General features: G+C 63.7%; 18 protein-coding genes. 16 read left to right on the top strand and 2 right to left on the bottom strand.

From position 1 onward, the window contains the following. Positions 1 to 34 precede the first annotated feature (34 nt). The 10 genes from ACP7D4_RS20505 to ACP7D4_RS20460 all read left to right on the top strand — a co-directional run bounded on the left by ACP7D4_RS20505 (position 35) and on the right by ACP7D4_RS20460 (position 13,291). Positions 35 to 1,021 (top strand): MBL fold metallo-hydrolase, encoded by a 987-nt coding sequence (locus ACP7D4_RS20505; protein WP_426211007.1) that lies wholly within the window; start codon positions 35 to 37, stop codon positions 1,019 to 1,021. Positions 1,022 to 1,268: 247 nt separating this feature from the next. After that, positions 1,269 to 3,230 carry a polysaccharide biosynthesis protein gene (locus ACP7D4_RS20500; RefSeq protein WP_426211005.1) on the top strand — a complete coding sequence of 654 codons (1,962 nt, stop codon included), beginning with the start codon at positions 1,269 to 1,271 and terminating at the stop codon, positions 3,228 to 3,230. A 70-nt stretch (positions 3,231 to 3,300) separates the two neighbouring features. Next, a complete protein-coding gene (locus ACP7D4_RS20495; RefSeq protein WP_426102001.1) occupies positions 3,301 to 4,629 on the top strand; it encodes a nucleotide sugar dehydrogenase in 1,329 nt (442 codons plus the stop codon). 63 nt (positions 4,630 to 4,692) lie between these two features. Continuing rightward, positions 4,693 to 5,754 carry a Gfo/Idh/MocA family protein gene (locus ACP7D4_RS20490; RefSeq protein WP_426211004.1) on the top strand — a complete coding sequence of 354 codons (1,062 nt, stop codon included), beginning with the start codon at positions 4,693 to 4,695 and terminating at the stop codon, positions 5,752 to 5,754. Positions 5,755 to 5,800: 46 nt separating this feature from the next. Then, positions 5,801 to 6,436, top strand: coding sequence for an acyltransferase (locus ACP7D4_RS20485; protein WP_426102333.1), 636 nt, complete (start codon positions 5,801 to 5,803; stop codon positions 6,434 to 6,436). Between the two features lie 30 nt (positions 6,437 to 6,466). Beyond that, a complete protein-coding gene (locus tag ACP7D4_RS20480) occupies positions 6,467 to 7,591 on the top strand; it encodes a DegT/DnrJ/EryC1/StrS family aminotransferase (RefSeq protein ID WP_426211002.1) in 1,125 nt (374 codons plus the stop codon). Between the two features lie 20 nt (positions 7,592 to 7,611). Beyond that, on the top strand, positions 7,612 to 8,742 hold the full coding sequence (locus ACP7D4_RS20475) for a glycosyltransferase family 4 protein (RefSeq protein WP_426101995.1): 1,131 nt from the start codon (positions 7,612 to 7,614) through the stop codon (positions 8,740 to 8,742). Next, positions 8,714 to 9,409, top strand: a complete 696-nt coding sequence (locus ACP7D4_RS20470; protein WP_426101993.1) for a hypothetical protein — start codon at positions 8,714 to 8,716, stop codon at positions 9,407 to 9,409. Before ACP7D4_RS20475 ends, ACP7D4_RS20470 begins: the two co-directional genes overlap by 29 nt. Positions 9,410 to 9,437: 28 nt before the next feature. Continuing rightward, positions 9,438 to 10,547 (top strand): non-hydrolyzing UDP-N-acetylglucosamine 2-epimerase, encoded by a 1,110-nt coding sequence (wecB, locus tag ACP7D4_RS20465; RefSeq protein ID WP_426101991.1) that lies wholly within the window; start codon positions 9,438 to 9,440, stop codon positions 10,545 to 10,547. Between the two features lie 620 nt (positions 10,548 to 11,167). Next, positions 11,168 to 13,291 carry a choice-of-anchor Q domain-containing protein gene (locus ACP7D4_RS20460; RefSeq protein WP_426211001.1) on the top strand — a complete coding sequence of 708 codons (2,124 nt, stop codon included), beginning with the start codon at positions 11,168 to 11,170 and terminating at the stop codon, positions 13,289 to 13,291. Here ACP7D4_RS20460 and ACP7D4_RS20455 read toward each other — a convergent pair. Both ACP7D4_RS20455 and ACP7D4_RS20450 read right to left on the bottom strand, forming a co-directional pair. Further along, positions 13,288 to 14,574 carry a hypothetical protein gene (locus ACP7D4_RS20455; RefSeq protein WP_426210999.1) on the bottom strand — a complete coding sequence of 429 codons (1,287 nt, stop codon included), beginning with the start codon at positions 14,572 to 14,574 and terminating at the stop codon, positions 13,288 to 13,290. The two genes, ACP7D4_RS20460 and ACP7D4_RS20455, sit on opposite strands and share 4 nt — an antisense overlap. Positions 14,575 to 14,641: 67 nt before the next feature. Then, positions 14,642 to 15,892 (bottom strand): lipopolysaccharide biosynthesis protein, encoded by a 1,251-nt coding sequence (locus ACP7D4_RS20450; RefSeq protein ID WP_426101985.1) that lies wholly within the window; start codon positions 15,890 to 15,892, stop codon positions 14,642 to 14,644. Between the two features lie 237 nt (positions 15,893 to 16,129). On the opposite strand from ACP7D4_RS20450, the gene ACP7D4_RS20445 reads away from it, so the two are divergent. From ACP7D4_RS20445 to ACP7D4_RS20420, 6 genes are all read left to right on the top strand, one after another. Next, positions 16,130 to 17,320: an acyltransferase family protein gene (locus tag ACP7D4_RS20445; protein ID WP_426210998.1), complete on the top strand. Its 1,191-nt coding sequence runs from the start codon at positions 16,130 to 16,132 to the stop codon at positions 17,318 to 17,320. Between the two features lie 187 nt (positions 17,321 to 17,507). Next, positions 17,508 to 18,281, top strand: a complete 774-nt coding sequence (locus tag ACP7D4_RS20440) for a hypothetical protein (RefSeq protein WP_426101981.1) — start codon at positions 17,508 to 17,510, stop codon at positions 18,279 to 18,281. 25 nt (positions 18,282 to 18,306) lie between these two features. After that, positions 18,307 to 19,536, top strand: a complete 1,230-nt coding sequence (locus ACP7D4_RS20435; protein ID WP_426210996.1) for a glycosyltransferase family 4 protein — start codon at positions 18,307 to 18,309, stop codon at positions 19,534 to 19,536. Between the two features lie 27 nt (positions 19,537 to 19,563). Continuing rightward, complete coding sequence (locus ACP7D4_RS20430) at positions 19,564 to 20,745, top strand: DegT/DnrJ/EryC1/StrS family aminotransferase (RefSeq protein WP_426101978.1); 1,182 nt, start codon at positions 19,564 to 19,566, stop codon at positions 20,743 to 20,745. Beyond that, complete coding sequence (locus ACP7D4_RS20425; RefSeq protein ID WP_426101976.1) at positions 20,742 to 21,329, top strand: sugar transferase; 588 nt, start codon at positions 20,742 to 20,744, stop codon at positions 21,327 to 21,329. Before ACP7D4_RS20430 ends, ACP7D4_RS20425 begins: the two co-directional genes overlap by 4 nt. A gap of 19 nt (positions 21,330 to 21,348) precedes the next feature. Next, positions 21,349 to 21,951, top strand: a complete 603-nt coding sequence (locus ACP7D4_RS20420; protein ID WP_426210994.1) for a hypothetical protein — start codon at positions 21,349 to 21,351, stop codon at positions 21,949 to 21,951. The last annotated feature ends 6 nt before the right edge of the window (positions 21,952 to 21,957 follow it).

Below are 21,957 nucleotides of genomic sequence, written 5' to 3'. Positions count from 1 at the left end.
ATGCCCGGCCCTTGTCGCCGGCTCGGAGACCGCGATGCGCCAACCTGCCCTGTTCGCCACAGTCGTGCTACTCATCGCTGTCTGCCTGGCCGATCACGCGGCCCTGGCCCAGGCACCGCCGGCCGGGGCGGGCGCAGCGGCCGCCACCGCGCCCACCCAGCATCTCACCTTGCCGGTCGCCCCGCAAACGATAGGGGCAGCGGCAGCGCCCGGCGGCTCGGTGCAGTTCATCGGCACGGCCACGGTACTGATCCGCTACCTGGGCCTGACCATCATGACCGACCCCAATTTCTTGCACAAGGGCCAGCTGGTGCATCTCGGCTACGGCCTGCACAGCGAGCGCCTGACCGAGCCGGCGCTGACGCTGGCGCAGTTGCCGCCCATCGACCTGGTGCTGCTGTCGCACTTCCACGAAGATCATTTCGACCGCCTCGTCCAGCAGCAGCTGGACCGCAACACCGTGATCGTCACCACGGCGCAGGCGGCGGGCAAATTGCAGGCGCTGGGCTTTCAACGCCTGGTGGCACTGCAACCGTGGGAGGCGCTCCAGGTCGCCCATGGCGACGCGCGCCTGACCATCACCGCCATGCCCGCTCGCCACGGCCCCGCCGGCGTGGCCGCGCTGCTGCCCGCAGTCATGGGCGCCATGCTCGACTTTGCCGGGCCGCAGCAAGGCCAGCACTACCGCATGTATATCAGTGGCGACACGCTGCTGTACGACGACATCGCGCACATCGGGCAGCGCTATCCGGGCATCGACCTGGCGCTGCTGCACCTGGGCGGCACCCGCATTCTCAAGGTACTCAAGGTCACCATGGATGGCCAGGACGGCGCCGACATGCTGCGCATTATCGCGCCGGCGCGCGCCATCCCCATCGATTACAACGATTACGACGTCTTCACCTCGCCACTGGCCGACTTTGCGCTGGCGGTGCGCGCGGCCGGGCTGGAAAACAGGATCACCTATCTCAAGCACGGGGAAAGCTACGCCTTTCGCGATCACCCCGAATCACTACGCTAAATCGACATAATATTTCCGCGCGTATTTATTCAATCACGATTTAAAACCCTGGGGAAATAATGCTTATCTCGGCCATTGATAACTGTCAAATCAACCACCTTAAGCGCGCCTGATAATAAACTTACACAACGATAAGCCATCTAAGCGCACATAATCGGGCACCTGCTTTCACCGGCGCGATTATTATTTATCGGCGGCATTTAAAAGAAGCTATTGAAGATAACCTTTATTCTGAATAGTCACCGCCATGCAGACGCCACTCGCTCCCGCCCTTGCCCAATTTTGCACCGACCTGGTGTCCCTCAACCGCAATGCAAAAATCGCGCTGATGGTCGGCGTCGACCTGCTGGCCCTGCCATTCTGCATCTTGATGGCCATGCTGCTGCGGGTGGGCGACCTGAGTCTCGCATTCAATTACGGCCTCGTGTCTTACCTGGTGGTGGCGGCGGTCACCGTGGCAGCCTTTTCCATGTCCGACTTGTACCGCGCCGTGATCCGCTTCATCGACCAGCGCTTGCTGGTGGTGACCGGGCTCACGCTGGCGCTGGCGGTGCTGTGCGTGTATTTCGTGCTGCTGGTGCTCAACGATCAGCGCTTTCCCCGCAGCGCGCTGGCCATCTACTGGTTCATTGCATTTTCCTATGTCGTGACATCGCGCCTGACGGTGCGCAATTTCCTGCGCAACCATATCCGCAAGAGCCCGCCCCCCGACCATGCCGTCGCCATCTACGGCGCCGGCGAGCAAGGCGCGCAACTGGCGTTAACCATGCGCAACAGCGACGAATACCGGCCCGTGTGCTTCTTTGACGAAAAGCACCTGCTCAACGAGCGCACCATCGCCGGCCTGCGCGTGTTTCACACCGACCGCCTGGTGGAAATGGTCAACTCGCTGTGCATTCGCTCGATCATCATCGCCATTCCATCGGTCTCGCCGGAACGGTTGCGCGACATCATGCAGCGCATGGCGGCGGCGGGCGTCACCACCAAAATTCTCAGCCGCCTGCTCGATTTGGCCGACGAAAAAGCGCCCATGGAAGCGATCCGCGAACTGAAGTTCGAAGACTTGCTGGGGCGCGCCCCGGTGCCGCCCCGGATCGACCTGTTCGCCCGCTGCGTGCATGGCAAGACCGTGCTGGTAACCGGCGCCGGCGGCTCCATCGGCAGCGAACTGTGCCGCCAGATCGTCACGCTCGCCCCGGCCCAGCTGCACCTGCTCGACCATTCCGAATTCGCGCTGTACACCATCAAGCAAGAGTTGATGGCGCGCCACCCCGAGCTGCCCATCATCGCCCACCTGGGTTCGGTCTGCAGCGCCGCGCTGGTCGAACGCATCCTGCAAGACGAGCAGGTCGACACCATCTACCATGCAGCGGCCTACAAGCACGTGCCGCTGGTCGAGACCAATATCGTCGAAGGCTTGCGCAACAATGTGCTCGGCTCGCAAGTCATCGCCTCGGCCGCAGCCAAGTTCAAGGTCAGCACCTGCGTGCTCATTTCCAGCGACAAGGCGGTGCGCCCGTCTAACATCATGGGCGCAAGCAAGCGCATCGCCGAGCTGATTTTCCAGGCGGCAGCGTCCAAGGCGCCCCCGGAAACGACGTTTTGCATGGTGCGTTTTGGCAACGTCCTCGGGTCGTCCGGTTCGGTCATTCCACTGTTCCAGCGCCAGATTGCCCGCGGCGGCCCGCTCACCATCACCCACCCCGAGGTGGCGCGCTACTTCATGCTTATTTCCGAGGCGGCGCAACTGGTGATCCAGGCCGGCGCCATGGCCAAGGGCGGCGACGTGTTCGTGCTCGACATGGGCGAGCCGATCAAAATCGTCGACCTGGCGCGCACCATGATCGTCATGTCGGGCCTGACCGAGCGCACCCCCGCCAAGCCGGACGGCGACATCGAGATCAAGTTCGTCGGCCTGTTTCCCGGCGAAAAGCTTAACGAAGAGCTGCTGACCGACGGCCTGGTGTACCCCAGCGAGCATCCGCGCATCATGCGCATGAAGGAAAACGCGCTGCATGCGGGCGTATTGGAAACCTATATCACTTTCCTGATGATGGCTTGCGATACCAATGACCGCGGGATGATCGAATCGATGGTGAAAGCCATCGTGACGGAATATACGCCGCAAATGCCATCCATCGCGCATTCGCTGCCGGCCAAAACCGTCAATCACCCGGCACTAACCAGAATCATTCCATTCCGTATTTAGTTCAAGCGCATTTAACACCGTCATCCAATAATATTTAAATATCACTTTCCGAAACGCGGAGATAATCATCATGCGCGACCATCATGCCAGCAGTTACCTCACCCGGCTTATTAACCGCTTTGAAACCCGGCACGCCGTGGTGGGCATTATCGGCCTTGGCTATGTCGGCCTGCCGCTCAGCCTGCGCTATGCCGAGGCCGGCTTCAAGGTGCTCGGCATCGACATCGATGCAGCCAAGGTCGCGCGCCTGAACCAGGGCACCAGCTACATCGAGCATATTGCCGCCAGCGCCGTGGCCGGCGCCGTCGCCGCAGGCTTTGAGGCAACCACCGATTTCGCGCGCGCCGCCGAAGCGGACGCACTCATCATCTGCGTGCCCACGCCGCTCAATGTGTACCGCGAACCGGACCTATCGTTCGTGCTGGCCACCGCCGACGCGCTGCTGCCGCACATGCGCGCCGGCCAGATCCTCTCGCTCGAAAGCACCACCTACCCCGGCACCACCGACGAAGAATTGCGCCCGCGCCTGGAAGCGCGCGGCTTTACCGTGGGCCAGGACATCTTCCTCGTGTTTTCGCCCGAGCGCGAAGACCCGGGCAACCCCGACTATGCCACCCGCACCATTCCCAAGGTGTGCGGGGGCGACACGCCAGCCTGCCTGCAGGCCGGCATTGCGCTCTACAGCCCGGCGATCGACCGGGTGGTGCCGGTCAGCTCGACGCGCGCCGCCGAGCTGACCAAGCTGCTTGAAAACATCCACCGCGCCGTCAATATCGGCCTGGTCAACGAGATGAAAATCATCGCCGACAAAATGGCGATCGACATTCACGAAGTCATCCGCGCCGCCGCCACCAAGCCGTTCGGCTTCACGCCCTACTACCCCGGTCCGGGCCTGGGCGGGCACTGCATTCCGATCGACCCGTTTTACCTGACCTGGAAGGCGCGCCAGTACGGCCTGCACACCCGCTTCATTGAACTGGCCGGCGAAATCAACAGCGATATGCCGCACTGGGTGATCGGCAAACTGACCGACGCGCTCAATGCGCGTTCGCGTTCGGTCAAGGGCGCGCGCGTGCTGGTGCTGGGCATCGCCTACAAAAAAAATGTCGAAGACATGCGCGAGTCGCCCTCGGTCGAACTGATGGAAATTTTGCGCGACAAGGGCGCCCTGGTTGAGTACTCCGACCCGCACGTGCCGGTGTTCCCGGCCATGCGCGAACACCATTTCGCGCTCGACAGCGTGCCCTTGACCGCCGAGACGCTGGCCAGCTACGACGTGGTGCTGCTAGCCACCAGCCACAGCGCTTTCGACTACCAGCTCATTGCCCGCCACGCGCAACTGATTGTGGATACGCGCGGGGTCTACCTCGATCCGCTGCCCAACGTCGTCAAAGCCTGAACCTGGCCCATGCCTCTGTCCATGCACATCGCCTCCGACCCGCCCTCATCCCAAGGATCCACCATGCGCTACTTTCCACCCGCCGTTCTTGACCGCAAAATCCGCTTTGCCCTGGTCGGCTGCGGGCGCATCGCCGCCAATCACTTCAACGCCATCGCCACCCACGCCGACCGCTGCGAACTGGTGGGCGTGTGCGACATCAACCAGGAGGCGCTGGCGGCCGCCGCCCTGTCCACCGGCGCGCGCCCCTACCGCACGCTGGCCGAGATGCTCGCGCGCTGCGACGCCGACGCCTACATCATCGCCACCCCGTCCGGCCTGCACCCGGAACAGGCGATCCAGATCGCCGCCGCCGGGCGCCACGTGATCACCGAAAAGCCGATGGCCACGCGCTGGGAAGACGGCAAGCGCATGGTGGCGGCCTGCGACGCGGCCGGCGTGCGCATGTTCGTCGTCAAGCAAAACCGGCGCAACGCCACCTTGCAGCTGCTCAAAAGCGCGGTCGACAAAAAGCGCTTCGGGCGCATCTACATGGTCAACCTGAACGTGTTCTGGACCCGCCCCGACGCCTACTACAACAGCGCCAAGTGGCGCGGCACCTGGGAATACGATGGCGGCGCCTTCATGAACCAGGCCAGCCACTACGTCGACCTGATCGACTGGATCGTGGGTCCGGTCGAAAGCCTGCAAGCCTACACGGCCACGCTGGCGCGCGACATCGAGGTCGAAGACACCGGCGTGATCAGCCTGCGCTGGCGCAACGGCGCGCTCGGCTCCATGAATGTGACGATGCTGACCTACCCGCGCAATCTGGAAGGCTCGATCACCATCCTGGGCGAACTTGGCAGCGTGCGCATTGGCGGCGTGGCGGTCAACGAAGTGCAGCAGTGGGAGTTCGCCACTGCGCACGAAGACGACCTGCTGGTGCGCGACGCCAGCTACGCCACCACGTCGGTGTACGGCTTTGGCCACCCGCTGTACTACGACAACGTGATCAAGGTGCTGCGCGGCGAAGCCGAACCCGAAACCGACGGGCGCGAAGGCCTCAAATCGCTCGAAATTCTAGTCGCGGCCTACATGTCCGCGCGCGACGGCAAGCGCGTGGCCTTGCCTTTGGAGTACTGACATGACCGACCTTTCTGCATTTCACGACCTGCTCGCCTCCGCCGGCATGGGGCAACCCGACACCGACACCGCCGCTGACAGCGGCGCCAACAGCGGCGCCATCGTCGACGCCAGCGCCGTCGTCGACGCCGGCGCCACCCTGGGCGCAGGCACCCGCGTCTGGCACTTCTCGCACGTGTGCGCCGGCGCCGTCATTGGACCTGCCTGTTCGCTGGGCCAGAACGTCTTTATCGGCAACGACGTGCGCATCGGCGCGCGCGTCAAGATTCAAAACAATGTCTCGGTGTTCGACGCCGTCACCATCGAGGACGATGTGTTCTGCGGCCCCAGCATGGTGTTTACCAACGTCTACAACCCGCGCGCGGAGGTATTGCGCAAGGACGAATACCGGCGCACGCTGGTGCAGCGCGGCGCCACCATCGGCGCCAACGCCACCATCGTATGCGGCGTGACCATCGGCCAGTACGCCTTTATCGGCGCCGGCGCCGTGGTCAATCGCGACGTGCCGGCCTTTGCCCTGATGACCGGCGTGCCGGCGCGCCACAGCGGCTGGATGAGCCGCCACGGCGAACGCCTGGCGCTCGAACCGGGCGTCGACGGGTCGGCCACGTGCGCGCACACGGGCGACGTCTACACCGTGCGCGGCGGCGTGTGCACCATTGAAGCTGCCCTGCCCGCCTGACGCCGACTGCCATCGAACCGGGAACCCATCATGGAATTCATCGACCTGAAATCGCAATACCAGGCCCTGCGCACTGACATCGGCGCGCGCATGCAGGCCGTGCTCGATCACGGCCAGTACATCATGGGCCCTGAAGTGGCCGAACTCGAACAGCGGCTGGCCGCCTTTACCGGGGCGCGCCACTGCATCACGGTGTCGTCCGGGACCGAGGCGCTGATCATTTCGCTCATGGCGCTGGGCATCAAGCCGGGCGACGAAATCATCACCACGCCGTTTTCGTTCATCGCCACCGCCGAAGCCATCGTGCTGGTGGGCGCCACGCCCGTGTTCGTCGACATCGAGCCGGCCACCTGCAATCTCGACCCGTTGCAGATCGAAGAGCGCATCAGCGCGCGCACGCGCGCCATCATGCCCGTCTCGCTCTACGGCCTGCCGGCCGACATGGACGAAATCAACGCCATCGCCTGGCGCCACGGCCTGGTGGTGATCGAGGACGCCGCGCAAAGCTTCGGCGCCACCTACCAGGGCCGCAAGAGCTGCAACCTGTCCCAGATCGGCTGCACCAGCTTTTTTCCCAGCAAACCTTTGGGGTGCTACGGCGACGGCGGCGCCATTTTTACCAGCGACGATGCGCTGGCCGGCGCCATGCGCGAAATCCGCGTGCATGGCCAGTCGCGCCGCTATGTGCACACCCGCCTTGGCGTGGGCGGACGGATGGACACCTTGCAATGCGCGATCGTGCTGGCCAAGCTGGAACGCTTTGAATGGGAGCTCGAACAACGCGCCAAAGTCGCCGCCGCCTACGACGCTCTGCTCTCGGGCAAGCTGGGCTTGATGGCGCGTCCGCGCGCCCGCACCAGCGCCTTTGCGCAGTATACGGTGGTAGTGGACGAGCGCGAGCAAGTGCAGGCTCGCCTGCAAGAGGCGGGCATTCCCACCGCCGTGCATTACCCGGTGCCGATCCATGTGCAGCCGGCCTACGCCCACCTGACTGACGCCGGGCGCTGTCCGGTGGCGCTGGAAAAGGCCGCCACCGTGATGAGCCTGCCAATGGGTCCTTACCTGAGCGAGCAGTCCGTACACGAGGTCGCCACTGCGCTATTGACGGCAACCGGCATGCCTGTGCCCGGCGACTGCGCCGCGCCGTCCGCCTGAGCGATTGCCGAAAGCTGAACATGCGCCGCATTGCCCACCTCACCTCCGCCCATCCGCGCAATGACACGCGCATCTTCATCAAGCAATGCCGTACGCTGGCCGCGTATGGCTACGATGTCTTGCTGGTCGTGGCCGACGGCAAAGGCCCCGAACTGCGCGACGGCGTACGCATTGTCGACGTCGGGCGCCCTGACGGACGCCTGAACCGGATCGTTACCACCACCGGCCGGGTGCTGGCCCAGGCGCTCGCGCTGGACGCCGACATTTATCACCTGCACGACCCGGAACTGATACCGGCCGGACTCAAGCTCAAGCGCCTCGGCAAGACCGTCATCTTCGACTCGCACGAAGACGTCGCGCGCCAGTTGCTGGGCAAGCCCTACCTGGGCGCGCTGTCGCGCCATGCGCTGTCGAAGGCGTATGCGCTGTTCGAGCGCTACGCCTGCGCGCGCTTTGACGGCATCATCGCGGCTACGCCATTCATTCGCGACAGCTTCCTAAAAATCAACCCGAACACGGTCGATGTCAACAATTTCCCGCTGGTGGGCGAACTGCACGCGCCGGCGTCCTGGGCCGGCAAGCAGGCTGAAGTGTGCTACGTGGGCGGCATCGGCGCCATCCGCGGCATTCGCGAACTGGTCGGCGCCGGCGCCGCGCTGCAATCGGCGGCCCGCATCAACCTGGCCGGCGCCTTTTCGGAAGCGGCCCTCGAGGCCGAGGTGAAGGCGGCGCCCGGCTGGGCGCGCGTCAACCAGCTTGGCGTGCTCGACCGGGCCGGCGTGCGCGCGCTGATGATGCGCTCGATTGCCGGGGTCGTCACCTTCCACCCGCTGCCCAACCATCTGGACGCGCACCCGACCAAGATGTTCGAATACATGTCGTCGGGCATTGCCGTGATCGCGTCGAACTTTCCCCTGTGGCGCGACATCATCGAGGGCAACGAGTGCGGCGTGTGCATCGACCCCTGCGACCCCGGGGCGCTGGCGGCGGCGATTGACCGCCTGGTGACCCATCCCGAGATCGCCCGGCGCATGGGCGAGAACGGCCGCAAGGCGGTGCTGGAAAAATACAACTGGTCGGTACAGGCCAGGAAACTGACCGATTTTTATGGAGCCATTCCCCATGCCAAGCAAGCTGTCGCACCTGTTTGAACTGGCCGGGACGATCGCCCGGCTGCCGGTGGCGCGCCTGGAGTTTCAACGCGCGCTCAATCCGGCCGACGTGGCAAGAATGCACCGGCATTTTACCAAGCGCCATCCGCGCTACCTGGTGTTTCAAAACAAGGCGCTGGGCGCCGCGCTGGTCGATTTGTCCGGCTTTGACAGCCGCGATGCGTATATGCTCACCCTCGAAGGGCGCAACCTGGCGGCCGACCATGCCAGGAAGGCGCGAAAAAAAGGCTACCAGGTCGTCGAGATCGACCGCAACCAGTATATAGACGCCATTCACGAGATCAACACGTCGGTGGAAGTGCGCCAGGGCCGGCCGATGGATGCCACCTATCGGGAAAAGGTCACGCACTTCCCGAAAGAGAGAAATTACTCCTATATGGGCGTACTGAACCCGGCCGGCAAACTGGTGAGCTACATCGACTTTGGCCTGTACGGCAATTTCTTCGCCATCGAGCGCCTGATTGGCTTGCGCAACAACGATGGCGTGATGCACCTAATGCTGACCGAGGTCGTCTCGCGCCTGATCGAAGCGCGCCAAGCCCGCTACCTGATGTACGACACCTGTTTCGGCGCCAGCCCGGGCATGCTCAAGTTCAAAACCATGCTCGGCTTTACGCCGCATCGCGCCAAGTTTTCAATCCAGTAACGCCGTTCAACAGCGGCAAGGAAACCCGATGAGCACTAAAAAAATTCTGACCGTGATCGGCGCGCGCCCACAATTCATCAAGGCCAGCGCCGTCTCCGCCTGCCTTGCCCACTGCGAACAGCTGCGCGAAGTGGTGGTGCATACGGGCCAGCATTTCGACGCCAATATGTCGGACGTCTTTTTTAACGAGCTGGGCATGGCCAAGCCGGCCTACCACTTCGGCATCCATGGCGGCGAACACGGTGCGATGACGGCGCGCATGCTGGTCGACATCGAACAAGTGCTGCTGGCCGAACGGCCGGACGCCGTACTGGTATACGGCGACACCAATTCCACGCTGGCCGGCGCGCTGGCGGCGGCCAAGCTGCACATGCCGGTGGCGCATGTCGAGGCCGGGCTGCGCTCGTTCAACATGGCCATGCCGGAAGAGATCAACCGCATCGTCACCGACCGCGTATCGCGCTGGCTGTTTACGCCCACCGTTGCGGCCGGCGCGCACCTGCTGCGCGAAGGGGTCGATCCCCGCAGTATCGAGCAGGTGGGCGACGTGATGTTCGACGTCGCGCTGCGCCATGGCGAGCGGGTCGGCGCGCACGGCGGCATGCTCGGCGAGCTTGCGGCGCGCCATGGCGTGGTGCCTGGCGCCTATTGCCTAGCCACCGTGCACCGCGCCGAAAGCACCGGCCACCCGGCGCGGCTGGCGGCCATTGTGGAGGCGCTCACGGCCTTTGCCGGGCAGATCCAGGTCATCTGTCCGCTGCACCCGCGCACGCGGGCCGCGCTGGCCACACAAGGCAAACTCGACGCGCTGCTCCAGGCTGCCGTCGTGGTCGATCCGCTGGGCTACCTGGACATGGTGCAGCTGGAAAAACATGCGGCGCTGATCGCCACCGATTCAGGCGGCGTGCAAAAGGAAGCTTTCTTTTACCGGGTCCCTTGCGTTACGCTGCGCGACGAGACCGAGTGGAGCGAGCTGGTAGAGGCCGGCTGGAACCGGCTCGCGAGCCCGCGCGACGCGGCGAGCGTGCTGCACAGCCTGCGCGCCGCGCTTGGCAGCGTGGGCGCCGATGTGGCCCCGTATGGCGCGGGGGACGCGGCGCAGCGCATCGTGCAGCGCTTGGCGCGCGACCTGCACTAGAGTCGCAGTCGGTACGGCGCTGGCGAGCTCGCGTTCGCCCCCATCTCCATTGCCGTTCCGGCCATGCAGTCAAGCGCTTCACCCCGGCCTTCACCCCAGCCTTCACCCCAGGGCGCGCAGTTCGCGCCCCTTCGCCGCTGCTGACTGCACTGAGCCATTGCCGTCCGCTTTGTCTGGAATAGGCATCCTGTATCGACCCACTGCCTGTTGCCTGCGCGACCGTCTGGCCTTAACGGCCTTTCACCTTTCCCTTCAGCTGCGAGGCGCGTCCCAACAGGCGAGGCGGGGCTGCCTTTCACTATCAGTACTTCGCAATTTCCGTTGCAAAATTGTGTCGTGACTTGTCATTTCTTACCTGCCGAATGTAACAGAAATAACTTTGGTCAATTAATCACGCGCAAAATTAATTATAAACAATTGGTGAACTTAAATATTTTCCTCGGGTCATAACTTGCTCATTCCCAATGATGAGGCTTTAAGTGATGACTTCTGTTCGACACCCGTTCCATCCCCCACTCTTGCTCTGCAGCGTAGTTGCCACTTTGGTAGCTGGCTGCGGCGGCGGCTCAAGTCCCGAAGCAGTGCCGGCCCAAGCGCCACCAACCAAAATGTTAGCGACAATGACTGCCCTCGCCGGCGGTGCCTTGTACGTCTCGCCTAACGGCTCCGACAGCAATCCAGGCACCCAGGCGGCGCCGCTGAAAACCATTGCCCGCGCCGATGCCTTGGCCAGCGCCGGCTATACCATCCACGTCGCCCCCGGCGTCTACCGCGTCGCGGCCCCGGCTGCCGGCAGCTACGGCATGACCACCGCCAAAAGCGGCACCTCCGCCGCCCGGATCCGGTTTGTCTCAGACGTCAAATGGGGCGCGAAAATCATCGTCTCCGGCACCGGCATTACCTGGCATTCGAAAGGAAGTTATGTCGATATCGACGGCTTCGACATCTCCGGAACCGGCCGCCACGGGATTCTGGCCGCCGGCGCCAACCTGACCATCAACAATAATTTCATTCATGACCTGACCATCAGCGGCGGCTGCAATGGCGGCGGCGGCGCGGCCATCGATACGTATGGCCCGGTCGGCAATGTCGTCATCAATGCGAACGTGGTGCGCAATATCGGCGCCTCGATGATCGGTTCGTGCAATACGGTGCAAGGCATCTATATTGCCAACGCCAACAACGTGGTCACGAACAATATCGTTTCGGGCATCGCCGCAGTGGCCATCCAGCAATGGCACGGCGCGACCTCGTCGACCATCGTCAACAACACAACCTTTCGCAGCAAGATGGGGATCCTGCTCGGCCAGGGCGATGGCGGCGCCACCAGCGCCGGTTCGGCCAACAATTACGTTGCCAACAATATCGTCCACGACAACACCGCGAACGGCATCATCGAAGGCGGCAAAATGGGCGGCAACAACCGCTATGTCAACAACCTCGTCAATGCCAGCGGCACCAATTGGCGCGTTGCCGGCACCGTCAGCGGCTCGCTGACCGGCAACCCGATGTTTGTCAACTATCAGGCCAATGGCTCGGGCAACTATCACGTCCAGGGCACGTCGCCGTCGATCGACAAAGGCACCACGTCTTTGGCCCCGGCGGCCGACCTTGACGGCGCCTCGCGCGCCGGTTCGGCCATCGATCTTGGCGCCTACAACTATGGATCATCCACCAATCCGCCGCCTCCGCCACCACCACCACCGCCGGCGAACCCGCCGCCTCAGCCAAGTGGCCCAAACCTGTATGTGGCGCCCAACGGGTCCGACACCAATGCGGGCACGCAGGCCAGTCCCTTCCTGACCATTGCGCGCGCGGACGCAGCTGCCGTTGCCGGCTCGACCATTAACGTCGCTTCCGGCACTTACAACGTGTCCGCGCCGGGCGCTGACGCGGTCGGCTTGCTGACATCGAAAAGCGGCACGGCGGCGGCCCGCATCAGGTTCGTCTCCACCGTCAAGGGCGGCGCCAGGATCGTCATGCAGGGAACGGGAATTGCCTGGAATTCCAAGGGCAGCTATGTCGATATCAGCGGCTTCGATATCGCGGGAACGGGACGCGTCGGTTTGCTGGCAAGTGGCGCTCACCTGGCCATCTTGAACAATGCCATCCATGATTTCACGATCAGTGGCGGCTGCAACGGTAGCGTTGGCGCGGCGATCCAGGTTGAAAGCAGCGTCGGCGATGCAGCAGTGTCCAACAATATCGTCAGGAATATCGGCGTGGCGATGCTCGGTTCCTGCACCTCCGTCCACGGCATCTACATTGCCGGTCCAGGCGTCGTGGTCGCCAACAATATGGTATCGGGCGCCGCTGCCGTGGGTATCTTGCAATACCGCGGCGCGACCAGCTCGACCATTGTCAACAATACGATGTTCCACTCCAAGATCGGCATCTGGATCGGTAGCTCCGCAGCGGGCGGTTCGCAAAATAATGTCGTCGCCAATAACATTATTCATGACCACATGAGCTATGGCATTGTCGAAGGCGGCGCGGTCGGCGGCAATAACCGCTATATCAACAACCTGGTGTATGCCAGCGGGACGGCATTGCAAGTAAAGGGCGCCGTCAGCGGCACGCTCGCGGCCAATCCGCTCTTCGTCAGTTACTTGGCGAACGGCAATGGAAACTACCGTCTGCAGGGCACGTCGCCGGCCTTGAACAAGGCTGCGGCGGCCTATGCCCCAAGCACCAACTTTGAGGGTAGCGGACGCGACGCCACGCCGGACATCGGCGCTTACTAAGGCAACGTGCAGGAATGCGGGGGCGGTGTGCCAGGCGGCGCACCGCCCCCGTACGACGTTACGGCCTCTGGTTTTACCGGGCCGGGTTTGGCATAGCGGCGCACGTAGCGATACCGGGCAAAGGCGCCCAACGCGGCACCGACACTCATGTCCGGAATGCTTTTGGCGGCCACCACCCACAGAATGGTCGCGCAGACGAATGAGCAGGCGAGCACGAACTCGGCCGACCTTGCTTTCAGGAAGAATCCATCGCTAAACAGCCGGAATGCGGCCCACAGCAAGATGGCCGAGAAAGCGAGAAAACCGATGAGGCCGAAATCGACCCACGCCACCAGTATATTGTGCGCGTAGTGGCCATCGGGATAGCTGGCAAAGTCGCCGAAGATCGGGTTTTGGCTGATGGTGCGCAAGGCGTTGCTGGTCAAATGGTCGCGCGCAACGGCCGAACTGGAATGCGACAAATCGAGCAATTGCAGCGTCCGGTTTTCAGGCAGCAGCGCGGCGATGGCCCCGGCATTGGCGGCGAACTGGATGGCGACGAAAATGAGCGGGAGCGTCAGATAGAGTTTGTGGCGCGTGTGATAAAACTCCAACAGCGGAACCAGGAGCAGCATGGCCGAAAACTCGGTGCGCGCCCCATTCAAGAACAAGGTCGTGATGGCCAAGCCGTAAAGAAAAAGCCGTGCGCTGGTAAATTTTGTCAAGGAAATGACGATCATAAAGGTATAGATGTACGAGCGCGCGAAACCTTGATAAGTGGCCAGGCTGTCCGGATCCTTGGCGTCGTTCAAGGCTTGCAAGTAAAAGAAGCCATTGATGGAAAAATGAATGGTGATGGCCGACATCACGGCCAGCGAGGCCGTCGCCATCAAAATGAATTTTTTGTCGTGAATATCGATCAGACGGAAGATGATGTACAGATCGACGCAAAAAACCAGGCTTTGCACGTAGCGCTGCACGATGATGGGATTTGCCCCCGCCACGAAATTCATCACGAGAACGAGCACGACATAGCCGATGAACATGACGTGGACCAGGTCGAAGCGTGAGACGAAATTGCGATGCCGCTTGAGCGCAATGTAATAGAAGAATACCAGCGGCAGTGTGAAGGCCAGCGCGACGATGGAAAAATACCCGCCCAGGTAGGCGCGGATCATGCCCAGGCCAAGGAGTGTCTGGTAGAAAAAAAATCCCGGAAACAGCAGCAAGAACGCAAGCTGAACGAGGCGCTGCTCGTGCTTTGATCTTGACGAGCGCTGTGGACGCAGATTGATTGCTTGCATAATTCAAAGTCCGCTGTAAGGGTGTCGACACCAGCACGTTGCGTGCGCTATACCAACGCCGGCTTTCTCATGCGGCAAGCGCGTCGTTGATGGAAAATTTATACGCGAGATACAGATAAACCAGGTACAGCGCCGAGTACGACATGGTGTAATTCCACAGCATTTGCTTGAGCGTGACGGGCATGAGGAAGACCGCGATCGTCGTCACGAACAAGGCCACTTGCCACATCAGTTCCACCTTTTGTTTTCCGGCGACGAAAAACACGTAGCTGAGCGGGCTGGCGACGAAATTCATGAAGTACAGGGGCGCGAGGATGCGGGCGAACTCGCCCGCCTCGCGCCACGGTTGGCCGAAGATCCACGCGCACAAATCGGGTGCGAAGGCGAGGATCAGCAAGGCCGGTCCGCAGCCAAGCCAGACCAGCGCCTTGAACGTGCCGCGAAAGGCCTGCCTGCAATTGCCCAGTGTCTGGAACTGGTGCACCGACTCGCGCTTGAACACTTCGAGCACGGAGGCGGCGAGCAGCGATATCGGCGCGGTCAGCATCCGTTCGGTCAAGGCATACAGACCGGCGGCGGGCAAGCCGTACTTCACGCCGATCAGGAACAGGGGAAACTTGCCGGCGACGATATTGAGCAGGCCGGCCGGCAAAGAAAAGCGCCAGAACGATGCATGCTTGTGCAGGTAGTTGCGCTGCGCCAGCGTCGGCTTGATGCTGATGCGCGCGCGCGGCGGCGCCAGCAGGAGCATGCCGGCCGCCAGACCGCTGGCCAGTCCGATCACCTGTCCCAACAGCAGCGCATTGCCGCCGATGCCGGCGAGCAGCAGCGCGAGCTGGCCCAGCGCTACCGTGCCGGCGCCGCACACCTTGGCCAGCGCGGCTTTGCCAAAAGCATGCTTGGACGTGGCATAGGCCAGCACCGTCTGGGTGTACGCCGTCAGCCAGGCCGCCACGCCCAGCGTGAGCAGGGCGAACCAGCTCATGTCGCGCGCTTGCGGAAGGTCCCACAGGCGCGCCAGTAGCGCGCACAAGGTCAGGCCCACGGCCAGCACGGTCGATGCATAGGCCACCACGCCAAAACAGGTTTGCTGGTCCGCCGTGTCGTGATCGAGAATCATGGCGGCCTCCAGCCGCAAGGTGGCCACGGTGGCGGCAATGGCCACGATGCCCATCCAGACACTGAAGGCGCCCATGTCGGCGGGCGTGCACAAGCGCGTGATGAGCGGCGCGACCAGCAGCGGCAACGCTTGCGCGGCAACAGTGCCAGAGAGAACCGTGGCGGCATGTTTCCAGAAGACAGGCACGTTCGCGGTCATATGTAGTCTTTGCAGAAAATCTTTGGCTGCATCCCGGAGAGGGGCCCGGAGATGGATGTCGGAAGGTCAAGCTACTTGCTTGATTATCATGCTCCGCATGATGGGCGGATTGACCAACGTCAGTGTTCGCCCGCCGCCCCGCTTCCTTTGCGCACACTCAATGAGCCGGCGTGTGCGGTTGCTAGTGTCGCAGGGGGATATTCTTCCCCAGCGCGGCACAACCGATGAGGAAACGCCATGACCATGCCACGAATCACTTTCCAGACACAGGGGCAGGTCGCCGACGACAGCTGGCATGCAGTGCTGATCTCGCTGCTGCGTGGCCTGGCCGCGATCGAAGTCGCCTGCGCGCACCTGCGCGCGGCCATGTACCCGGGTTTGCGCACGGTGGCCGATCCCGCGCTCTGGTTCCAGGGCTTTTCGTTCGTGACCGGTTTTGCGCACCACGCGGTGCTGGTGTTTTTCGTCATCAGCGGCTGGCTGGTCGGCGGCAGCCTGCTCGACAAATTCGGCCAGCGCGACGCCATCGCCAGCTACGCGATCGACCGCATCACGCGCCTGTGGACCGTCTTGCTACCCACTTTCGCACTGACGCTGCTGTTCGGCCTGGCCACTGGCGCCGTCAGCACCCAAGGCATCGTTTTTTCAAGCGCCAATCCGTACTCGGCACTGACCTTGTGCGCCAACCTGCTCGGCCTGCAGCACATCGCGCTGCCTGAATATGGCGGCAACTTCCCCCTGTGGAGCCTGGCCAACGAGACCTGGTACTACCTGATGTTCCCGCTGCTGGCAATGCTGTTCGGCGCGCGCCGGCGCACAGCGCGCCTGGCCTGTGGCGCGGCCTTGCTGCTGCTGGCCGCGGCGCTGCCGCTCGCGCTGATGAGCTACTTTGCCATCTGGCTGCTTGGCGTGGCGTTTTCGCGCATCACCATCAGCTGCGGGGCCGCCCTGCGCTGGTGCTGGTCGGCCTTGCTGCTCGCGATGTGGGCGTATTACCGCCTTACCGGCGACATGGATACGTTCGGGCTTGCCACCTTGCTCCCCGATATGCTGTGCAGCCTGGCCTTCCTGCTGCTGCTATCGAGCCTGCGCTTCAAGGCCGCCGCCACGTCGACGCTGCTGCGGCCGCTGACCCGCGCCGGCAACTTCCTCGCTGCATTTTCGTTCAGCCTGTACGTCTTGCATGTGCCCCTGATCGGCCTGCTGCAGCACTGGAGCGAAGCGCTCTGGGGCTTGCGCCAGTTCGCGCCAGCGCGGCCGCTGCACTTCGTGTTTTACCTGGGCATGCTGGCCATCATCCTGGCGGCCTCTTACCTGTCGTACCAGCTGTTCGAATCGCAGACCGCCAGCGTGCGGCGCTGGCTCAAGCGCGCGCTGCTGCCCCTTCCGGCGCGCCCCATCGCGCCGGCGCCGCTGCCGACCGACTGACGGTGCCTGGCGCAGGTGCCCGGCACCGATGACAAACAAACACAATATTCCCGATTCCTTATGCAGCTTCAATAGCCCGGTCGATTATCTCGCTACAGTCAAGACTGGAATGTTTCAAAAGTCACAAGGAATTTCGGCCCTGGCGGATCAGCCAGACGATCGACCAACGCGTGCATGTTTCCGTCCAATGAAAACCCTGCTCAACCGCATTTACAGCGATTACCTGATGCCTTCGCGCCTGGCGCAGTACGAGCATTTGCTGCAGGCCGCCGCCGAGGCCGGCTACCGCCAGCAGTCGGTGCGCGACTTTTTGCTGCCGCCGCCCGCCGCCGGCCGCGCGCCGACGCTGGTGCACCGGCACGACATCGACAGCGACGTGCGCACCGCAGCGAAAATGTTCGCCATCGAAGCGCGTCACGGCATCACGGCCAGCTACTACTTTCGCCTCTCCACGCTCGACATTGGCCTGATGCGCGAGATCGAAGCGTACGGCAGCGAAGCGAGCTACCACTTTGAAGAAGTGGCCGACTTCGCCAAGCGCCACCACATCAAGGACCCGGACGAAGTGCGCGTGCGCTTTCCCCTGATTCGCGCCCAGTTCCGCCAGAACCTCGAACGCATCGAGGCCGCCCTGGCGCGCAAGCTATGCACCGTCGCCAGCCACGGCGACTTTGCCAACCGGCGCCTGAAAGTGGTCAACCAGGAAATCCTGGACGACCAGGCGTTCCGGGCCCGCTGCGGCATCGCCTGCGAAACCTACGACGCGGCCCTGATGTCGCAATTCGACCTGTACATCAGCGACCGCCCGTACCCGGCCTACTTTCACCCGATGGCGCCGCTCGCCGCTCTCGGGCGCTATCGCTGCATTTGCCTGCTGACCCATCCGGTGCAATGGGAAACCAACTGGCGCGAAAGCACCAGGTGCAATGTGCGCCGCCTGGTCGAAGACCTGGCCTGGTAACCCTTCTTTCAAAGGATCAGCGATCGTGAACATTCTCTTGATCAACCATTACGCCGGCTCGCTGCGCCACGGCATGGAATACCGCCCGTTTTACCTGGCGCGCGAATGGGTGCGGCTCGGGCACCGGGTGCGCATCATCGCCTCGTCCCAGTCGCACATCCGGGCCCTGGCGCCGCACCTGGACGGGCGCGCGCGGCTCGACGAAACCATCGACGGCGTGCAGTACCGCTGGATCGCCACCCCCGCCTACCGCGGCAATGGCGCTGCGCGCGTACTCAATATGTTCGCCTTCGTCAGCCAGCTGTACCGCCAGGGCCGCCAGCTGGCGCGCGAGTTCGACGCCGACGTCGTCATCGCTTCCTCCACCTATCCGCTCGACATCTGGCCGGCGCACCGCATCGCCCGGCTGTCCGGCGCCCGATTGCTGTTCGAACTGCACGACCTGTGGCCGCTCTCGCCCATGGAGTTGGGGGGCTATTCCAGCTGGCACCCGTTCATCATGCTGCTGCAGGCGGCCGAAAACTACGCCTGCCGCCACGCCGACGCCATCGTCTCGATCCTGCCCAAGGTGCGCGAGCACCTCGAAGCGCACGGCATGGCGCCGCACAAGCTGCATATTGTGCCCAATGGCGCCGATCCGGCCGAGTGGCTGGGCGTTGCCGACCAGCTGCCTGGCTTGGCCGGCGCGCGCCTTGCCGCGCTGCGGCGCCAGGGCAAATTCATTGTCGGCTATGCCGGCACCCACGGCGTGGCCAATGCGCTCGACACGCTGCTGGCGGCCGCCAGCGTGGTGGGCGACGAACGGTTCGCCTTTGTGCTGGTGGGCGGCGGCCCCGAAAAGGCGCGCCTGCAAGCAATCGCCGCCGAGCGCAAGCTGAGCAACGTGCATTTCTTCGATCCGGTGCCCAAGCAGCAGGTGCCGGCCCTGCTGGAATGCTTCGACGTCGCCTATATCGGCTGGCAGCGCCAGCGCCTGTACCGTTTTGGCATCGCGCCCAACAAGCTGATCGACTACATGATGGCCGGCTGCGCCATCCTCCATTCGGTCGAGGCTGGCAACGACCCGGTACTTGAAGCCGGCTGCGGCCTGACCGTCGCCCCGCAAGACCCGGCAGCGGTCGCGCGCGGCCTGCTGGCCCTGTTCATGCTGAGCCCGGACGAACGGGCCGCGCTCGGCCAGCGCGGACGCGCCTTCGCCATGGCTAACCTGAGCTATCCGGTGCTCGGGCGCCGCTTCCTGCAAGCTTGCGCCTGAACCGGCGCTCACCATCAAGGACATACCATGCTTGACGACAATATCAAAAACAGCGCGCCGCCGGCCTTTTTGCCGTTCGCGCTGCCCGACATCGGCGACGAGGAAATTGCCGCCGTCGTCGAGTGCCTGCGCTCGGGCTGGGTCACCACCGGCCCCAAGACGCGCCAGTTCGAGCAAGACTTCGCCGCCTACCTGGGCGGCGGGGTTGAAACCATCTCGGTCAACTCGGCCACCGCCGGCTTGCACCTGGCGCTCGAAGCGCTCGGCATCGGGCCCGGGGACGAAGTGATCGTGCCCACCCTCACCTTCACGGCCACCGCCGAAGTGGTGCGCTACCTGGGCGCCACGCCCGTGTTCGTGGACGCCGACCCGGACACGCTCAGCGTCGACTTGCGCGCCGTGGAAGCTGCCATCGGCCCGCACACGCGCGCCATCTTGCCGGTCCATTATGCGGGTCTGGCGTGCGACATGGACGGCTTGCTCGAATTGGCTTCCACCTACGGCCTGAAAGTGGTGGAAGACGCGGCGCACGCCTTTCCCACGCTGTACAAGGGCAAGCTGGTGGGCACGCTGGGCAGCGACGTGACCGTGTTCAGCTTTTACGCCAACAAGACCATGACCACCGGCGAAGGCGGCATGGTCGTCACGCGCGACGCCGCGCTGGCCGCGCGCATTCGCGTCATGCGCATCCACGGCATCAGCCAGGATGCGTTCGCGCGCTACACCTCGCGCACGCCGGCCTGGTTTTACGAAGTGGTCGCGGCCGGCTTCAAGTACAACCTGACCGACCTGGCCTCGGCCATGGGCATCGCCCAGCTGCGCAAGATTGACGCCTTCCTGCGCCGCCGCGTGCTGCTGGCGGCGCGCTACAACGAGGCGCTGCGCGAGCTGCCGCTGCGCCTGCCGGCCACGGGCAGCGGCGACAGCAGCCACGCCTGGCACCTGTACGTGGTGCGCCTGCTTGACGAGGCGCCGATCGGGCGCGATGAACTGATCAGCAAGCTGTCCGAACGGGGCATCGGCACCAGCGTCCACTTCATTCCGCTGCACCGCCAGCCCATCTGGCGCGACAGCTGCCGCCTGCGCCCGGAGCAGTTCCCCGTGGCCGAGGCGGCCTTCCAGAGCATGTTGTCGTTACCGCTGTACACCAAAATGAGCGATGCCGACCAGCAGCGCACGATCGATCACCTGAGGGAGTTACTGTCATGACCAAGCGCATCTTCGATTTTACCGCCGCCCTGGTTGGCTTGCTGCTGCTGTCGCCACTGTTTTTGCTGGTCGGCATCTGGATCAAGCTCGATTCGCGCGGGCCGGTGTTCTTTCGCCAGCCGCGGGTGGGCAAGGACGGCGTCATGTTCGACATCGTCAAGTTCCGCACCATGTTCGACGAAGCGCACGACGGCCTGCTGACCATCGGCCACGACCGCCGCATCACGCCGGCCGGGCGTTTCCTGCGCCGTCACAAGCTCGATGAATTTCCGCAGCTGTTCAACGTCATCGCCGGCACCATGAGCCTGGTCGGACCGCGTCCCGAAGTACCGCGCTATGTCGACTGCTATCCGCCCGAGGTGCGCTCGGTGGTGCTGTCGGTGGCGCCCGGCATTACCGACTGGGCTTCGATCTATTACAAGGAAGAGAACTCGCTGCTGAGCCGCTCGTCGAATCCTGAAGCAGCCTACCTTGAGACCATCCTGCCGGCCAAGCTCAAGTACAACCTGCGCTATGTGCACGAGCGCAGCTTCTGGAATGATGTGCGCATCATTTTTACCACGCTGGCCACGCTGGTGCGCTGATGAGCCGAAAGACCTTGCCATGACGGCGTGGCGGGCACTGGTGCAGCTGGGCGATCTGGCGCTCACGCTGCCGGCCGGGGCGGCCATCGGCGCCTGGCTGCTGGCCTGGCGCGCGCAGCGCCCGGCCGCCGCGTGGGCCTTGCTGTTCGCTGCGGGCATCGGTTTGGTGGGTGCGAGCAAGATCGCCTATCTGGCCTGGGGCGCCGGCTGGCCGGTACTATCGTTCAAGGCGCCGAGCGGGCACGCGGCGGGCGTGGCGGCCGTGTTCCCGATGCTGTTTTACCTGCTGCTGTACGGCGCCGGCGCGCGCCTGCGCACGGCCGGCGCCGTAGCCGGACTGGCCTTGGGCGCGCTGGTGGCCGTGCTGCTGGTCTTGAGGCAGGAGCACAGCGCCGCCGAAGCGCTGGCCGGCTGGATCACCGGCGCCCTGGTCAGCGTGACGGCCATCGTCGCGTCCGGGCCGCTGCCGCCGGCGCGTCCGCTGGCCGCCCTGGTCTGGTTCGCGCTGGTGTTCGCCGGCTCCGCCTGGCTGATGCAATCGGCCCACGTGGGTTACTGGATGCTCGGCGCCGCGCGGGTGCTGTCGGGCAACACCCAGCTGTTCCCCCTCGGTCTCGACTAAGCGGAT

Source organism: Massilia sp. TWP1-3-3, assembly GCF_049897805.1.
Taxonomy (GTDB): domain Bacteria; phylum Pseudomonadota; class Gammaproteobacteria; order Burkholderiales; family Burkholderiaceae_D; genus Telluria_A.
Note: the sequence above shows the minus strand (reverse complement) of the source record. Positions and strands in the feature narration are given on the sequence as shown.

Coding starts and splice junctions, on each gene's coding strand:
- ACP7D4_RS20455 (WP_426210999.1), bottom strand. CDS start 14,574: ATGCAAGCAATCAATCTGCGTCCACAGCGCTCGTCAAGATCAAAGCAC.
- ACP7D4_RS20450 (WP_426101985.1), bottom strand. CDS start 15,892: ATGACCGCGAACGTGCCTGTCTTCTGGAAACATGCCGCCACGGTTCTC.
- ACP7D4_RS20490 (WP_426211004.1), top strand. CDS start 4,693: ATGCGCTACTTTCCACCCGCCGTTCTTGACCGCAAAATCCGCTTTGCC.
- ACP7D4_RS20425 (WP_426101976.1), top strand. CDS start 20,742: ATGACCAAGCGCATCTTCGATTTTACCGCCGCCCTGGTTGGCTTGCTG.
- ACP7D4_RS20485 (WP_426102333.1), top strand. CDS start 5,801: ATGGGGCAACCCGACACCGACACCGCCGCTGACAGCGGCGCCAACAGC.
- ACP7D4_RS20480 (WP_426211002.1), top strand. CDS start 6,467: ATGGAATTCATCGACCTGAAATCGCAATACCAGGCCCTGCGCACTGAC.
- ACP7D4_RS20445 (WP_426210998.1), top strand. CDS start 16,130: ATGACCATGCCACGAATCACTTTCCAGACACAGGGGCAGGTCGCCGAC.
- ACP7D4_RS20475 (WP_426101995.1), top strand. CDS start 7,612: ATGCGCCGCATTGCCCACCTCACCTCCGCCCATCCGCGCAATGACACG.
- ACP7D4_RS20430 (WP_426101978.1), top strand. CDS start 19,564: ATGCTTGACGACAATATCAAAAACAGCGCGCCGCCGGCCTTTTTGCCG.
- wecB (WP_426101991.1), top strand. CDS start 9,438: ATGAGCACTAAAAAAATTCTGACCGTGATCGGCGCGCGCCCACAATTC.
- ACP7D4_RS20460 (WP_426211001.1), top strand. CDS start 11,168: ATGACTGCCCTCGCCGGCGGTGCCTTGTACGTCTCGCCTAACGGCTCC.
- ACP7D4_RS20495 (WP_426102001.1), top strand. CDS start 3,301: ATGCGCGACCATCATGCCAGCAGTTACCTCACCCGGCTTATTAACCGC.
- ACP7D4_RS20470 (WP_426101993.1), top strand. CDS start 8,714: ATGCCAAGCAAGCTGTCGCACCTGTTTGAACTGGCCGGGACGATCGCC.
- ACP7D4_RS20505 (WP_426211007.1), top strand. CDS start 35: ATGCGCCAACCTGCCCTGTTCGCCACAGTCGTGCTACTCATCGCTGTC.
- ACP7D4_RS20440 (WP_426101981.1), top strand. CDS start 17,508: ATGAAAACCCTGCTCAACCGCATTTACAGCGATTACCTGATGCCTTCG.
- ACP7D4_RS20500 (WP_426211005.1), top strand. CDS start 1,269: ATGCAGACGCCACTCGCTCCCGCCCTTGCCCAATTTTGCACCGACCTG.
- ACP7D4_RS20420 (WP_426210994.1), top strand. CDS start 21,349: ATGACGGCGTGGCGGGCACTGGTGCAGCTGGGCGATCTGGCGCTCACG.